This is a genomic window from Streptomyces sp. NPDC004284 (assembly GCF_042874035.1).
Classification (GTDB): Bacteria; Actinomycetota; Actinomycetes; order Streptomycetales; family Streptomycetaceae; genus Streptomyces.
This window is the reverse complement of sequence record NZ_JBIAMJ010000005.1, coordinates 238888-255165: the sequence shown is the minus strand read 5'-3', so window position 1 is coordinate 255165 and position 16278 is coordinate 238888. Positions and strand designations below refer to the sequence as shown.

The 16278-nt window shown below is 70.2% G+C and carries 10 protein-coding genes; 8 read left to right on the top strand and 2 right to left on the bottom strand.

All coding sequences use genetic code 11. From position 1 onward, the window contains the following. Nucleotides 1-13: 13 nt before the first annotated feature. Entirely contained in the window at nt 14-2776 is a 2763-nt protein-coding gene (locus ACFYUS_RS15925) for a transglycosylase domain-containing protein (RefSeq protein ID WP_388851236.1), read from the bottom strand. Between the two features lie 372 nt (nt 2777-3148). Between ACFYUS_RS15925 and ACFYUS_RS15920 the strand changes: the two genes are divergently transcribed. The 3 genes from ACFYUS_RS15920 to ACFYUS_RS15910 all read left to right on the top strand — a co-directional run bounded on the left by ACFYUS_RS15920 (nt 3149) and on the right by ACFYUS_RS15910 (nt 6295). Then, nucleotides 3149-3829, top strand: a complete 681-nt coding sequence (locus ACFYUS_RS15920; RefSeq protein WP_388851234.1) for a helix-turn-helix transcriptional regulator — start codon at nt 3149-3151, stop codon at nt 3827-3829. A gap of 48 nt (nt 3830-3877) precedes the next feature. Next, nucleotides 3878-4960 carry an inositol-3-phosphate synthase gene (locus tag ACFYUS_RS15915; RefSeq protein ID WP_388851231.1) on the top strand — a complete coding sequence of 361 codons (1083 nt, stop codon included), beginning with the start codon at nt 3878-3880 and terminating at the stop codon, nt 4958-4960. Between the two features lie 75 nt (nt 4961-5035). Further along, nucleotides 5036-6295 carry an MFS transporter gene (locus ACFYUS_RS15910; protein ID WP_388851228.1) on the top strand — a complete coding sequence of 420 codons (1260 nt, stop codon included), beginning with the start codon at nt 5036-5038 and terminating at the stop codon, nt 6293-6295. A gap of 88 nt (nt 6296-6383) precedes the next feature. On the opposite strand, the gene ACFYUS_RS15905 is transcribed toward ACFYUS_RS15910, so the two are convergent. Next, on the bottom strand, nt 6384-7826 hold the full coding sequence (locus ACFYUS_RS15905) for a CCA tRNA nucleotidyltransferase (RefSeq protein ID WP_388851225.1): 1443 nt from the start codon (nt 7824-7826) through the stop codon (nt 6384-6386). A gap of 164 nt (nt 7827-7990) precedes the next feature. Here ACFYUS_RS15905 and ACFYUS_RS15900 point away from each other — a divergent pair, with 164 nt between their 5' ends. From ACFYUS_RS15900 to ACFYUS_RS15880, 5 genes are all read left to right on the top strand, one after another. After that, entirely contained in the window at nt 7991-10369 is a 2379-nt protein-coding gene (locus ACFYUS_RS15900; protein ID WP_388851222.1) for a DUF6049 family protein, read from the top strand. A gap of 45 nt (nt 10370-10414) precedes the next feature. Then, nucleotides 10415-12652 (top strand): murein biosynthesis integral membrane protein MurJ, encoded by a 2238-nt coding sequence (murJ, locus tag ACFYUS_RS15895; RefSeq protein WP_388851219.1) that lies wholly within the window; start codon nt 10415-10417, stop codon nt 12650-12652. A 117-nt stretch (nt 12653-12769) separates the two neighbouring features. After that, the gene (locus ACFYUS_RS15890; protein WP_388851216.1) at nt 12770-14494 is read left to right on the top strand and encodes a protein kinase family protein; all 1725 of its coding nucleotides are present in this window, start codon (nt 12770-12772) and stop codon (nt 14492-14494) included. Between the two features lie 108 nt (nt 14495-14602). Then, complete coding sequence (gene sigM, locus ACFYUS_RS15885; protein WP_388851213.1) at nt 14603-15313, top strand: RNA polymerase sigma factor SigM; 711 nt, start codon at nt 14603-14605, stop codon at nt 15311-15313. After that, on the top strand, nt 15310-16242 hold the full coding sequence (locus tag ACFYUS_RS15880; protein ID WP_388851210.1) for an anti-sigma factor family protein: 933 nt from the start codon (nt 15310-15312) through the stop codon (nt 16240-16242). Before sigM ends, ACFYUS_RS15880 begins: the two co-directional genes overlap by 4 nt. The last annotated feature ends 36 nt before the right edge of the window (nt 16243-16278 follow it).

Here is a 16278-nt window from a genome sequence, read left to right as displayed (position 1 = left end):
GTGCGCGGCGGGATCAGGGGATCCAGGCCCCTCCACCGGGTTTGCCGTTCCCGTTGCCGCCGGAGCTGGTGTCCGTCGGCGAGTCGGTCGGCGTCGGCGCATCGGTGGTGGTGGGTGGCGTGGTGGTGGGCTGGCCTGTGTTGCCACCCGGGTTGCCGTTGTCGTTGCAGAACGGGTCCCAGACGCTACAGGTCGTCTTGCCCGGCTTCGGCGACTTGGTCGGCCTCGCGGGGGGAGTCGTCGTCGGAGTGGCCGGGGGAGTCGTCGTCGGCGTGGCCGACTCGGTGGGCGTCTCGGTGGCCGTCGGGCTCGGCGTGGGGCTCGGAGCGCCACCGCCGTAGACGGGCTTCGCGCCCTCCAGCTTCTCCGGCTTGGGGAAGTCCACGACCGGATCGTCCTTCACGGCATCCGACATGTACTTCTGCCAGATCTGCGAGGGGAACGACGAACCGTGGATCCTCTCCATGCCGCCGGTGCCGTACATCTCCTCGAACTTGCGGTCCTTCTTCGTCTCGTCGTCGTCGAAGCGGTACATGTCGATCGCGGTCGACAGCTGCGCCGTGTAGCCCACGAACCAGGCCGACATGTTGTCGTCGGTCGTACCGGTCTTGCCGGCCACCGCGCGGCCCGGGATCCGTGCCTTGGTACCGGTGCCCCGGGGGTCGTCCACGACGGACCGCAGCACGTCGGTGACGTTGCCGGCGATGGCCGGGCTGAAGGCCTGGGTGGACTTGGCCTTGTGCTGCTTGACGACGACGCCGTCCTTCTTCACCTTCTCGACGGAGTAGGGGTCGTTCTGCTCCCCCTGGTTGGCGAAGGTGGCGTACGCGCCGGCCATGCGGATCGCGCTCGGGCTGGAGACACCGAGGGAGAAGGAGGGCACATCGGCCTTGACCAGGGATTCCTCGCGGAGTCCGGCGGCCATGGCGGCCTCGCGCACCTTGTCGATGCCGACGTCCATGCCGAGCTGCACATACGGCGAGTTGGCGGACTTGATCATGGCGTAGCGCAGAGAGACGGGGCCATAGCTGGCGTGGTCGTCATTGCTCTGCTTCCACTCGTTGCCCTTGTCGTCGAGCCAGATGTCCCCGTCGTACTTGCGGATCGTCAGGTCGTTCTTGCCGTTGTAGAGGCTCTTGTCCGGATCCACGATCGTGCGCTCGGACGCGTCCTGCTGCGAGGGGCCCTTCGGGTCCCGGACGCCGTCCTTCATCGCGGCGGCGAGCACGAAGGGCTTGAACGTCGATCCGACCTGGGCACCGGTGGAGTCGGCGTTGCTCCGGTAGTGCTTGGTGGCGTCGACGCCACCGTAGATGGCGACGATCTTCCCGGTCGCGTTGTCGACGGAAGCGCCACCGAACTGGACGTGCGTGTCGTCCTTCGGGCGCTTCTTCGGGTCGATGTTCTCCTTGATCACGTTCTTGATCACGGATTCCATCTTGTTCACCTTCGACTTCTCGAAGGTGGTGTAGATCTCGTAGCCGCCGCGTGCCAGATCCTGCTCGGTGATGCCGAACTGGTTCTGCATGTTCACGTTGGCGGTGGAGACCAGGTAGCCGATCTGGCCGCCCAGGTTGGCGCTCTTCTTGGGCCCCTGCGTCTTAGGGAAGGTGGTGTACTTCGCCCGCTCCTCGGCCGTGAGGTGCCCGTCCTTCTGCATCTCGTCGAGGATCCACTTCCACCGCTCGGTCGCCCGCCTGGTGTTCGCCTCCTGCGTGGCCGCGGGGTCGATCTCGGGGTAGCCGGCCGGGTCGAAGTACGTCGCGCCCTTCAGCACCGCGGCGAGCAGTGCCGACTGACTCGGGTTGAGCTTGCTGGCGTCCGTGTTGAAGTAAGCGCGGGCCGCCGCCTGAATGCCGTACGCACCACGTCCGTAGTACGAGGTGTTCAGGTAGCCGGCCATGACCACCTCCTTGTCGACGTCGTTGCCGACCTTCATGGAGATGAAGAGTTCCTTCACCTTCCGTGTGATGGTCTGCGACTGGTCGTCGAGGCGGTTGTTCTTCACGTACTGCTGGGTGATGGTCGAACCACCCTGGGTCTCGCCGCCCTTGGCCATGTTCCACACGGCGCGGGCGATACCCATGGGGTCGACACCGGAGTCTTCCCAGAAGGTCTTGTTCTCCGCCGAGATCACCGCGTCCTGCATGGGCTTCGGGATCTGCGCGAAGGGGACGATCTGGCGGTTGGTTCCACTGCCCGTCGCGATCATGCGCGATCCGTCGGCCCAGTAGTAGATGTTGTTCTGAGAGGTCGCGTTCTTGGCCTCGTCAGGGATGTCCACCGTGGAGTACGCGTACGCGGCGACGCCCATCAGGCTCGCGGCGAAGAACAGGAACGTACCCGTCACGAGCTTCCACGACGGCAGCCAGCGACGCCAGCCGTACTTGTTGTGACGCGGGTAGTCGATGATCCGCTTCTTGCCCGGCGGGCGACCGCCGCCGGAGCCCCGCCCCGGACCGCTGCCGCGACCGCCGCCACCGCCGCCACCGCGCCGCCCTCCACCGGGACCACCGGGGCCACCGGGACCGGAATCGGCTCCCCTGCGACGGCTGCCGCGCTGGGCGGCCCGTCGGGCCTCCGCACGACCTCCGTAGGGACGCTGCTCCTCTCCATAGGAGGAGGGAGGACCGTACGAGGCCGAAGGGGCCTCCATACCGACGTCATGGGCCGGGGCCGACCTGCGGCCCATCGGCTGCTGGGCAGCGCGCCGTGCCGCCGCTCGACCGCCCGTCGGCGGCTCCTGCGGCGGCATTTTGCGACGATGCTCGCTCATCGAACGACTACTCCTCGGGCAGGCGCGTACGCCTGGAAGCGGCAGTTGAGTTCCGGTCCCCCCGAAATGCGCACGGTCGGCACCCCATCGGAGGTCCCTCCGTGTCGCAGCCGGTCACCCGCTGCACTGACGCCCCGCAGCGCTGCGCGGTTCCCGGTGGTCTGCATGCCGCACAGACTACGCACGGCCAAAACCCGCCTAGAGCCGGACTTCACCCCAAATCAGACAAGTCGATCGCTGTGAATTGACGATGTGACGCCGGTCACGGCGGCCCCGCTTGTCGAGACAGGGGGGCCGTTCTATCGTGCTGATGTATCGAGTCGATACATCAGCGCGGCATAAGGGCCCCGGAAGCGGAGAAGGAGGCGACGGATGAGCAGACGCTCCGGCATCCTCGAGTTCGCCGTCCTCGGCCTGCTGCGCGAGGCCCCCATGCACGGGTACGAGCTGCGGAAGCGCCTCAACACCTCGCTGGGCGTCTTCCGGGCCTTCAGCTACGGAACGCTGTATCCCTGCCTCAAGACGCTGGTCGCCAACGGCTGGTTGATCGAGGAGCCGGGCAGCGCCCCCGAGGAGGCCCTCGCCGCTTCACTCGCAGGACGCCGGGCCAAGATCGTCTACCGGTTGACCGCGGCAGGTAAGGAGCACTTCGAGGAGCTCCTCTCCCACACCGGCCCGGACGCCTGGGAGGACGAGCACTTCGCGGCGCGCTTCGCCTTCTTCGGGCAGACCGAGCGCGAGGTGCGGATGCGCGTGCTCGAGGGCCGCCGCAGCCGGCTGGAAGAGCGCCTGGAGAAGATGCGCGCCTCCCTGGCCCGGACCCGCGAGCGCCTGGACGACTACACGCTTGAGCTGCAGCGCCACGGCATGGAGTCCGTGGAGCGCGAAGTGCGCTGGCTGAACGAGCTCATCGAGAGCGAGCGGGCAGGGCGGGATCAGCGATCCGGCCCCGGCGCCACCGCTCTGCACGACAACGATTCTGGAGAAACGGGCGGCCTGCCCCGGCACGGGGGCAGTACCCGGCCGGATCCGTCCGACGACACCGCCAAGTGAAACCCTGCGCACAGCAGGGCTTCCACGATCACACAGGGAGCAACCGGAATGGGTTCGGTTCGCGTAGCCATCGTCGGCGTGGGCAACTGCGCCGCCTCGCTGGTGCAGGGCGTCGAGTACTACAAGGACGCCGACCCGGCGACCAAGGTGCCCGGCCTGATGCACGTCCAGTTCGGCGACTACCACGTCCGTGACATCGAGTTCGTCGCCGCCTTCGACGTCGACGCGAAGAAGGTCGGCCTCGACCTCTCCGACGCCATCGGTGCCAGCGAGAACAACACCATCAAGATCTGCGACGTCCCGAACAAGGGCGTCACGGTCCAGCGTGGTCACACCCTCGACGGTCTCGGCAAGTACTACCGCCAGACCATCGAGGAGTCCGCCGAGGAGCCCGTCGACGTCGTCCAGGTCCTCAAGGACCGCCAGGTCGACGTCCTCATCTGCTACCTGCCCGTCGGCTCCGAGGACGCGGCGAAGTTCTACGCCCAGTGCGCCATCGACGCCAAGGTCGCCTTCGTCAACGCCCTTCCGGTCTTCATCGCCGGCACCAAGGAGTGGGCGGACAAGTTCACCGAGGCGGGCGTCCCGATCGTCGGCGACGACATCAAGTCGCAGGTCGGCGCCACCATCACGCACCGCGTGATGGCGAAGCTGTTCGAGGACCGCGGTGTCCGTCTTGAGCGCACGATGCAGCTCAACGTCGGCGGCAACATGGACTTCAAGAACATGCTGGAGCGCGAGCGCCTGGAGTCCAAGAAGATCTCCAAGACCCAGGCCGTCACCTCGCAGATCCCGGACCGCGAGCTGGGCGAGAAGAACGTCCACATCGGCCCGTCGGACTACGTGGCCTGGCTGGACGACCGCAAGTGGGCGTACGTGCGCCTCGAGGGCCGCGCCTTCGGTGACGTTCCGCTGAACCTGGAGTACAAGCTCGAGGTGTGGGACTCCCCGAACTCGGCGGGTGTCATCATCGACGCCCTGCGCGCCGCGAAGATCGCCAAGGACCGCGGCATCGGCGGCCCGATCCTCTCCGCCTCCTCGTACTTCATGAAGTCCCCGCCGGTCCAGTACTTCGACGACGAGGCCCTGGCCAACGTCGAGAAGTTCATCAAGGGTGAGGTCGAGCGCTAAAGCTCCGCACGCTTGTCGATCGAGGGTCCCCGAGGCACTGCCCGGGGGCCCTCTTCGTATGTGAGTCTTGCTGCCATGCCCGTCGTACGTGATCTGCGCGTACTCCTGCGCCTGACGAACTTCCGCCGCCTGCTCGCCGTACGGCTGCTCTCCCAGTGCGCCGACGGCGTCTACCAGGTGGCCCTGGCCACGTACGTCGTCTTCTCCCCCGAGAAACAGACCTCCCCCGGCGCGATCGCCTCCGCCATGGCCGTGCTCCTGCTCCCGTACTCCCTCGTCGGGCCCTTCGCCGGAGTGCTCCTCGACCGCTGGCAGCGCCGCCAGGTCTTCCTGTACGGAAACCTCCTGCGCGCCCTGCTCGCCTGCGGGACCGCCCTGCTCGTCCTCGCCTCCGTACCGGACTGGCTCTTCTACGCCTCCGCCCTCTCCGTCACCGCCGTCAACCGGTTCGTCCTCGCAGGGCTCTCGGCCTCCCTCCCGCACGTCGTCGACGAGGAGCGGCTCGTCGTCGCGAACTCGCTCTCGCCCACCGCGGGCACCCTCGCCGCGACCATCGGCGGCGGTCTCGCGTTCGGTGTCCGGCTCATCGCCCACAACTCCGACGCGGTCGTCGTGGCCTTCGGCGCCGTCCTCTATCTCTGTGCCGCCCTCGCCTCCCTGCGGATGTCCCGGGAACTCCTCGGCCCCGATCCCGACGCCGTACCGCCGGCCCTCGCCTCGGCCCTGAAGGCGACGGCCCTGGGGCTGGCCGCGGGGCTGCGCCACCTCGCCGAGCGCCGGCCCGCCGCCCGGGCGCTCACCGTGGTGACCCTCATGCGCTTCTGTTACGGCGCCCTGCTCGTCAGCGTGCTCATGCTCTGCCGCTACGCCTGGAGCTCCACGGAGTCCGAGGGGCTCGGCCTCCTCGGACTCGCCGTCGCCGCGTCGGGCGCCGGCTTCTTCGCGGCCGCCGTCCTCTCCCCCTGGGCGATCGGACGGTTCGGGCCCTTCGGCTGGATGACCCTGTGCACGGCCGCGGCCGCCGTCCTCGTGCCCGCGCTCGGCCTGACCTTCACCCCGACCCCCTCCCTCATCGCCGCCTTCGTCCTCGGGCTCATCACCCAGGGGGCCAAGATCGCGACGGACACGGTGGTCCAGACGGCCGTGGACGACTCCTATCGCGGCCGGGTCTTCTCGCTCTACGACGTGCTGTTCAACGTCGCCTTCGTGGGGGCGGCGGGCGTCGCGGCGCTGATGCTTCCGCCCGACGGCCGGTCACCCCTCCTCGTCGTGCTGGTGGCCGCGATCTATGCCGCGCTCGCCCTGGCCCTGGTCCGGGAACGCCGGAAGGGGTGACGTTTCACGTGAAACACCACCCCTTCCAGAGCGTCGACCGGGCCCGTGTTTCACGTGAAACATCGGCCCGTCCGGGCGCCGGGCCGACTCAGTCGCGCGCCGCCCACCACTCCTTGAGCGCGGCGACGGCCTGGTCGTGCTCCATCGGCCCGTTCTCCAGCCGGAGTTCCAGCAGGAACTTGTACGCCTGACCGATGGCCGGCCCCGGCCCGATGCCCAGGATCTCCTGGATCTGGTTGCCGTCGAGGTCGGGACGGATCGCGTCCAGCTCCTCCTGCTCCTGGAGCTGGGCGATGCGGGCCTCGAGACCGTCGTAGGTCCGGGAGAGCGCTGCCGCCTTGCGCTTGTTCCGCGTGGTGCAGTCCGAGCGCGTCAGCTTGTGCAGCCGCGAGAGGAGCGGCCCGCCATCGCGGACGTAGCGCCGTACGGCCGAGTCGGTCCACTCGCCGTCCCCGTAGCCGTGGAAGCGCAGGTGCAGCTCCACGAGGCGCGAGACGTCCTTGATCATCTCGTTGGAGTACTTGAGCGCGGTCATGCGCTTCTTGGTCATCTTCGCGCCGACCACCTCGTGGTGGTGGAACGAGACCCGGCCGTCCTTCTCGAAGCGGCGGGTGCGCGGCTTGCCGATGTCATGGAGCAGGGCGGCGAGGCGCAGCACCAGGTCGGGCCCGTCCTCCTCCAGGTCGATCGCCTGGTCGAGCACGGTCAGCGAGTGCTCGTAGACGTCCTTGTGCCGGTGGTGCTCATCGCTCTCCAGGCGCAGCGCAGGGAGCTCGGGCAGCACGTGCTCGGCGAGGCCCGTGTCCACGAGGAGCCCGAGGCCCTTCCGGGGGTGTGCCGAGAGCAGCAGCTTGTTGAGCTCCTCACGGACGCGCTCGGCGGAGACGATCTCGATCCGGCCCGACATCTCCTTCATGGCCGCGACGACCTCGGGGGCGACCTCGAAGTCCAGCTGAGCGGCGAAGCGCGCGGCCCGCATCATGCGCAGGGGGTCGTCGGAGAAGGACTCCTCCGGCGTACCCGGCGTGCGCAGCACCCTGGCGGAGAGGTCCTCAAGACCGCCGTACGGGTCGATGAACTCCTTCTCGGGGAGGGCGACGGCCATGGCGTTGACGGTGAAGTCACGCCGGACGAGGTCCTCGTCGATGGAGTCGCCGTAGGAGACCTCGGGCTTCCGGGAGGTCCGGTCGTACGCCTCCGAGCGGTACGTGGTGACCTCGATCTGGTAGCCGTCCTTCTGCGAGCCGACGGTCCCGAAGGCGATGCCGACCTCCCACACGGCGTCGGCCCACGGACGGACGATCTTCAGTACGTCCTCGGGGCGGGCGTCGGTGGTGAAGTCCAGGTCGTTGCCGAGCCGGCCGAGCAGGGCGTCCCGCACCGAGCCGCCGACCAGCGCGAGGCTGAACCCGGCCTCCTGGAAACGGCGGGCGAGGTCGTCGGCGACAGGGGACACACGCAGCAGTTCACTGACCGCGCGGCGTTGCACCTGGCTCAGTGCAGTCGGGGTGTCTTCGTTGGCGTTCGGCACAACAGAAAAGGGTACGTGCCCCGGCTCACCACGACGCTCCCGTTTCCGGCTGGAGCACTCCCCGGCACTTGCCCCCAGCGTGCCTCGTTACCATGCCTGGACACAGCAACCGGGAACCACCGACACCACTGGCACCAGAGACAACGACGAGGACGGGCGAACGCGTGGCCGAGGCGGCAGACATCCAGGGAACCGGTCCCTCACCTGCCCGCCGATGGCTGCGGCGCACGATCACCGCCGCCTTCGGGGTACCACTCCTCCTCGGCCTGCTCCAGGTCCCGGCCGTCGCCTCCCCGGCGACCGCCGCCCAGGACGCCACCGGCTCCAGGACCGTCGATGTGTCGCTCGACACGCTGTCCCCGAGCGCACCCGTCGAGGGGGACACCGTCACCGTCACCGGCACGGTGACCAACCGGGGCAAGAAGACCGTCACCGACGCGACCGTGAACCTGCGCGTCGGGCCGAGGATGACCAGCCGCAGCGAGATCGAGCAGGTCACGGGCCGCACCGGCTTCCGGAACGACAGCGACCCCGCCCCCCTCGAAGACGCCCCCACCGTCAAGATCCCCCGGCTGGGCGCCGGCCTCAGCACGGACTTCTCCCTGTCCGTCCCCGTCTCCGACCTCGGGCTGGACCAGGAGGGCGTCTACCAGCTGGGCGTCTCCCTCACCGGGCAGACCTCGGACAAGCAGTACGACCGGGTGCTCGGCATCGAGCGGACCTTCCTGCCGTACCAGCCCGAGGCCGCCGAGAAGAAGACCCAGCTCACCTATCTCTGGCCGCTGATCTCCTCGGCGCACGTCTCGGCGCAGACGGCCACGGACGACCAGCAGACCCCGGTCTTCGAGGACGACAGCCTGGCGGCCGAGCTGCGTCCGGGCGGGCGCCTGGACCAGCTGGTCTCGCTGGGCAAGGACCTTCCGGTCACCTGGGTCGTCGACCCGGACCTGCTGGCCTCCGTCGACGCCATGGCGAACGGCTACCGCGTCAAGGACGGCGACCGGGACGTCCCCGGCAAGAACCAGGCCGTCGCCGAGAGGTGGCTGGACGCGCTGGAGAAGGCGGTCCAGGGGAACAAGGTCGTCGCCCTTCCCTTCGCCGACCCCGACCTGGCCTCCCTGGCCCACCGGGGCAAGGACGTGCCGGGCTCCCTCGGACACCTCCAGTCGGCGACCGCCCTGGCGGGCATGACGGTCGAGACCGTCCTGCACGTCCAGGCGTCCACCGACTTCGCCTGGCCCGCCGACGGAGCCGTGGACCCCTCCATCGTGGCGGTCGCGACCTCGGCCGGCGCCGACAAGGTGATCGCCCGCAGCGACAGCGTCCGCGACGACCTCCCCTACACGCCCACGGCCGCCCGCCCGCTCGGCAACGGCAGCACCACGGCCGTGGTGAGCGACGCGCTCCTGTCCACCGCCTTCGAGGGGGACATGGTCCGCGCGGAGAGCTCCACGCTCGCGGTCCAGGAGTTCCTCGCCCAGTCGCTCGCGGTCACCCTGGAGCAGCCGGAGGACCAGCGCAGCATCGTGGTCGCCCCGCAGCGGATGCCGAGCGTCGCCCAGGCCCAGTCCATGGCGACCGCCCTGGAGGGACTCTCCGGGCGGCGCTGGACCCAGCCCAGCGACCTCCTGGCGGCCGCCGCGGCCAAGCCGGACCCGGACGCCTCCACCACGGTGCCGAGCCGCTCCCGCTACCCGAAGCAGCTGCGTGACCGGGAGCTCCCGGTGCAGGCCTTCCGCGACATGAAGACCACGCGGGACGAGCTGGACGACTTCAAGATCATCCTGACCCAGCCGGAACGCGTCGTGACGCCGTTCGGCAACGCGATCAACCGCGAGATGTCGACCTCCTGGCGGGGCGAGGCCCGGGCGGCCGCGATCTACCGGAACAACGTCCTGGACTATCTGCAGACCCTCACCAAGGGCGTCCAGCTGGTCGACAAGTCGGACCTCACGCTCTCCGGCCGCAGCGCGACGATCCCCGTGACCGTCCAGAACAAGCTGCTCCAGGGCGTGGACAACCTGAAGCTGCGCCTGACCTCCGGCAACAAGAACCGGCTGGAGCTGAACGGCGAGCGGTATGCCGAGCTCCCGGTGAAGGTCGGCGGCGGGCACAGCCAGTCGGTGAAGTTCACCGCCTCGGCCAACGTCAACGGCCAGGTGCCGATGACGGCCCAGCTCTACACCCAGGACGGCACCCCGTACGGGCAGCCGATGAACTTCGTCGTGAAGGTCTCCGAGATCACTCCCACGGTGATGCTCGTGATCGCCGGCGGTGTCCTGCTCCTCGTCCTCGCCGGTGTCCGCATGTACAGCCAGCGCAAGCGGGTGGCGGCCCGGAACGCCGAAGCGGAAGCCGCCGAGGCCGAGGCCGCCGAGTCGGACGAGACCCCCGAGGACGACGCCACGGCGGAGTCCGGCGAGGATGCCTCCGGCGAAGCGGAATCCGACGGGGCCGAACCCGGGCAGCCGAGTGACCCGACGGCGGACACCGGGCCCGAAAGCGGCGACCCGTCGGGCCCGGGTGAGAAAGTGGACCGTTGAGCGATGTCGTGGCCGGTCGGCCGGGGACGATGAGGTGGGGTAACCATGAACGCGCCGTACGACGGTGACCGCGGCCAGGGCGCGGGCGGCCCGGCGCCGTCCGGTGGGACGCCCGCGGCGCCTCCCGGTGCCGGCCACCCGCCGGTGCCGTCCCCGCAGCAGGGCGCCCCTGGCGCGCAGGGGCAGGACCCCTACGCGCAGAGCCCGTACGCCCAGGACCCCTATGTCCAGGACCCGTACGTCCAGGACGCCTACGCCCGCGACCCGTACCAGGCCCAGGACCTGTCCGCGCAGGACCCGGTGACCGAGGCGCTCTACGACCGCGCCGCGCACCCGCCGCCCCCGCCCGGCACCTACCAGGACCCCCACGCGCTCTACCAGCAGCCGGCCGCGCCGCAGCACGCTCCCGACCCCCGGGTGTGGGCGCAGACCCCGGCGCCCGAGCCGGACGGTCCCTCGCGCCACCTGCCGTACGGCGACGACGCGCGCACGGTCCAGTTCACCGGGGTCGACGACCTGGTGACCCGGGCCGGCGAGGAGACGCCCGAGCCGGACGCGTTCGCGCACCTCTACCGGGACCAGCAGGCCTCCGGCCAGGTGCCCCAGCCCGCCCCGGAGCCGGACCCGCTGCCCGCGCCCGCTCCCAAGAAGGGCGGCCGTGCCTCCGGGCTGCTGAAGTCGAGCGCCGTGATGGCGGCCGGCACCCTGGTCTCCCGGCTGACCGGCTTCGTCCGCAGCCTGGTGATCACCGGTGCGCTCGGCGCGGCCCTGCTCGGTGACACCTTCACCATCGCCTACACCCTGCCGACGATGATCTACATCCTCACCGTCGGCGGCGGCCTCAACTCGGTCTTCGTCCCCCAGCTCGTCCGCTCGATGAAGAACGACGAGGACGGCGGCGAGGCCTACGCGAACCGTCTGCTCACCCTGGTCATGGTGGCGCTCGGCCTCATCGTGGCCCTGGCCGTCTTCGCCGCACCGCTGCTGATCCGGCTGATGTCGAACACCATCGCCGACGACGCCGCGGCCAACAGCGTGGCCGTGACCTTCGCCCGCTACTGCCTGCCCACGATCTTCTTCATGGGCGTGCACGTGGTGATGGGCCAGATCCTGAACGCCCGCGGCAAGTTCGGCGCGATGATGTGGACCCCGGTCCTCAACAACATCGTCATGATCGTCACCTTCGGCCTGTTCATCTGGGTCTACGGCACCTCCGCCGAGTCCCACATGGGCGTGCAGACCATCCCGGACGAGGGCATCCGCCTGCTCGGCATCGGCACCCTGCTCGGCCTCGTGGTCCAGGCGCTCGCCATGATCCCGTACCTGCGCGAGACGGGCTTCCGCTTCCGGCCCCGCTTCGACTGGAAGGGCCACGGGCTCGGCAAGACGGTCAAGCTGGCCAAGTGGACCGTCCTCTTCGTCCTCGCCAACCAGGCGGGCGTCCTGGTCGTCACCCAGCTCGCCACCGCCGCCGGTGAGGAGTCCGGGAAGAACGGTGCAGGCTTCCTCGCGTACTCCAACGCCCAGCTGATCTGGGGCATGCCGCAGGCCATCATCACGGTCTCCGTCATGGCCGCGCTGCTGCCGCGGATCTCCCGCGCCGCCCACGACGACGACCCCGGCGCCGTCCGGGACGACATCTCGCAGGGCCTGCGGAACTCGGCCGTCGCCATCGTCCCGGTCTCCTTCGCCTTCCTGGCGCTCGGCGTCCCGATGTGCACCCTGCTCTACGCCTCCAGCGGCATCGAGGCCGCCCAGGGCATGGGCTTCATCCTGATGGCCTTCGGCCTCGGCCTGATCCCCTACTCCGTCCAGTACGTCGTGCTCCGCGGCTTCTACGCCTACGAGGACACCCGGACGCCCTTCTACAACACGGTGATCGTCGCCGCCGTCAACGCGGCCGCCTCGGCGGTCTGCTACGTCGTGCTGCCCGCCCAGTGGGCCGTCGTCGGCATGGCCGCCTCGTACGGACTCGCCTACGCCGTCGGCGTCGGCATCGCGTGGCGCCGGCTCAGCAAGCGCCTGGGCGGCGATCTGGACGGCACCCACGTGATGCGGACCTACGCGCGGCTCTGCATGGCCTCCGTGCCCGCGGCGATCGTCGCCGGCGCCGTCGGTTTCGGCCTGCTGAAGCTGCTCGGCGAGGGCGCCATGGGCTCGCTCGTCGCCCTGCTGGTCGGCGGGGCTGCCCTCCTCGGCGTCTTCTTCGTCGCGGCGAAGCGCATGCGGATCACGGAACTGAACACCCTGGTCGGCATGGTCCGCGGACGTCTGGGACGCTGAACCGGCGGTCCCGCACAACCATCGGCGGGGATCGCGTGTCGTGCATAGCGTCCGACTGTGGGCACAATTGGCTTGGCTGTTGGATGTGGCGCAACGGATGGGGAGGCAGGAACGACGGTGGCGGAACGTAGCACGGCTGCCGTCGACGTGGCCGACAACAGCGGTGACGACCCGCTGACCGCCAAGGCGGACACGGCCGCGACCGACGGGGTGGCGGAAGAGCAGAAGACGGCGGAGAAGACCGCCGAGCCCACGGAGAGCAAGGCGGTCGAACGAAAGAGCGGCGAGCAGCCCTCCATCACGGCACCCGAACTGCACAGCGGCCACAAACTGGCCAGACGCTACCGGCTGGAGGAGTGCGTCACCCGTCTGGACGGCTTCAGCAGCTGGCGTGCCGTCGACGAGAAACTGCGCCGTGCGGTCGGGGTCCACCTGCTGCCGGCCGACCACCCCCGGGCCCGGTCGGTCCTGGCCGCGGCCCGCTCCTCGGCCCTCCTCGGCGACCCCCGGTTCGTCCAGGTCCTCGACGCCGTCGAGGAGAACGACCTCGTGTACGTGGTGCACGAGTGGCTGCCGGACTCCACCGAGCTCACCGCGCTGCTCGCGACCGGCCCGCTGGAGCCCCATGACGCCTACCAGCTCGTCAGCCAGGTCTCCCAGGCCATGGCCGCCGCCCACCGCGAGGGCCTCGCCCACCTCCGGCTCACCCCGAGCGCGGTCCTGCGCAGCTCCACCGGCCAGTACCGGATCCGAGGCCTGGCCGTGAACGCCGCCCTGCGCGGCATCACCGCCGAGCGTCCGCAGCGCACCGACACCGAGGCCATCGGCGCCCTGCTGTACGCCGCGCTCACCCAGCGCTGGCCGTACGACAGCGACGCCCATGGGCTCTCCGGGCTGCCCAAGGGCGTCGGGCTGCTGCCGCCGGACCAGGTCCGTGCCGGCGTCCACCGCGGCCTCTCCGAGATCGCCATGCGCGCCCTCGCCAACGACGGGGCCACCGCCTCGCGGCAGGAGCCGCCCTGCACCACTCCGGACGAGCTGGCCAAGGCCGTGGCGGCGATGCCGCGCGTCAGGCCGCCGGAGCCGGAGTTCACGCCCCCGCCCGAGTACCAGCAGACGACGTACCAGCAGGGCACCTACGGCCGCCCCCAGCCGCGTCCCGTGATCACCCAGCCGGTCGTCGTCCCGCCGCCCCCGCTCCAGAGCCGCACGGGCCGCGCGATGAAGTGGGCCGTCTCGGCCCTCCTCATCGCCGCCCTCGGCCTCGGCAGCTGGCAGATCGCGGACCGGCTGCTCCAGCCGAAGAGCACCGACAAGACGCCCACCGTCCAGCCGACGCTCGACGACGAGAAGCCCAAGCCGCCGAAGCCGCTCGCCATCCAGGGGGCCGAGGAGTACGCCCCCGACGGCAGGGCGCAGGACGCGAGCGAGGTCGCCAACACGTACGACACCGACAGCTCCACGTACTGGCGCACCAGGACGTTCCAGGACGGCCCCGTCCTCGCCCCCTACAAGCAGGGCGTCGGCATCGTCTACGACCTGGGCAGCGAGCAGAACGTGACGTCGGCGTCCATAGCGCTCCGCTACGGCGGCCCGCAGACCGCGATCACCCTGTACGCGACGGACTCGCTGAACCCCTCGGGTTCCGTGGAGTCGATGAAGCGGATCGCCACGGTCGAGACCTCGGACACGACGGCGAAGCCGGAGACGAAGACGCCGGTCAAGACGCGTTACGTGCTCCTCTGGCTGACCTCCGCGCCGTACGCCGGCGGTGACCAGTACTTCGGCCCCGGCTACAAGCAGGCCATCACGAACGTGTCCTTCCAGGGCACCGCCCCGTAGGCACCACCTCGCACCCTCCATGAGCGCCGAGCCCAGCTCGGCGCTCATTTACTTCCGGGCACGGACCGGATTGAATGCCTGCACGGCTGCCGATCGAGGAGGGGAACCGTGGCGCCTCCGGCTGACGACCCCCGGACGGCGGCGGACGAGGAACTCCTCGCCCGCCATGTCGCCGGAGACCCGGACGCCTTCGGTGAGCTCGTTCGGCGGCATCGGGATCGGTTGTGGGCGGTGGCGCTGCGGACGCTGGGGGACCGCGAGGAGGCCGCTGACGCGGTGCAGGACGCGCTGATCTCCGCCTTTCGGGCCGCGCACACCTTCCGTGGCCAGTCGGCCGTCACGACCTGGCTGCACCGCATCACGGTGAACGCCTGTCTCGACCGGGCCCGCAAGACCGCCTCCCGCAGGACCTCGCCCGTCGACGACACCGACCGCTTCGAGCAGCTCCTCGACCCGCACGAGTCGGCCGAGGCGCCCGTGGAGCGCCAGGACCTCCACCGGCAGCTCCTGGTCGCGCTCGCCTCGATTCCGGAGGACCAGCGGGCCGCGCTCGTCCTGGTCGACATGCAGGGATACCCGGTCGCGGAGGCGGCCCGTATTCTCGGCGTCCCGACCGGGACCGTGAAGAGCCGCTGCGCGCGCGGGCGGGCACGCCTCCTTCCGATGGTCACTCATCTGCGCGTCGACACCGTGGGTAACGAGGCCACCGAAGGGGGAAGGAACCGGACGCCGGGGACATCCGTCCCACCGGTGCCGGGGCCGACGGATACCGGACCGACAGATCCAGCTGCTGTGAAGGGCGGAGGTGGGCGCACGTGACTTCCACGGCCGGCAGGGCCGACACCACACAGCACCCGGACGTCTCGGAGATCTCCGATCTGACCGAGGGGCTGCTCTCACCGACCCGCTCGGCGGCCGTACGACGGCACCTGGACGGCTGTCCCCTCTGCGCGGACGTGAGGGCCTCCCTGGAGGAGATCCGGGGCCTCCTCGGCACCCTGCCCGGACCGCCCCGCATGCCCGCCGAGATCGCCGGACGGATCGACGCCGCCCTGGCCGCCGAAGCCCTCCTCGACGCCACCTCTCCGGAGAGCGACACCCCTGTTTCACGTGAAACATCGCGCTCCCCGGGCGAGACCACGCACCCCTCCCCGGCCACGGACCGTCCTGCCGGACGCCCTCGGGCGGGTACCGGCCCCGGTCGCCCCGGCAGGCCCCGCCGTCGCCGGATCGCACTGCTCTCCGCGATCGGCGCCGCCTTCGGAGCCGTGGTGCTCGGCACGAGCCTGTACCTCAGCCAGGTGGGCGATGTGACCGCCGGGAGCACGGCGGACCACGGCGCCGAGAAGGCCGACACGCTCGCGAGCGCGCCCCTCAGCCCCTTCTCCGGCGCACCCGTCGAGGACCGCGTCCACGCCCTGCTGGCCGAGAGTCGCGCTCCCAAGACCGCCCAGGGGGTCGGGCCCGAGTCCATGTCCACCGAGACCGGTGGCGACGCCTCCCGTAGTACGGGGAACAGTGCCGTCCCCGGCTGTGTGCTGGCCGGCACCGGCCGCAGCGAGGCGGTGCTCGGCTACGAGCGGGGGGAGTACCGGGGAACACCCGCCTATCTGCTCGTCATGACCGATCCGGAGGACGGCACACGGGTCCAGGCCTATGTGCTCGACGCCTCCTGTGCCGAACGGCCCACGGGAAGCGGAAACCCGGCCGCCGAGGTCCTGCTCAGTCAGACGTACCCTCGCTCCTGACCTCTCTCCCTGCCCGGCCACGGTGCCGCGCGGCGG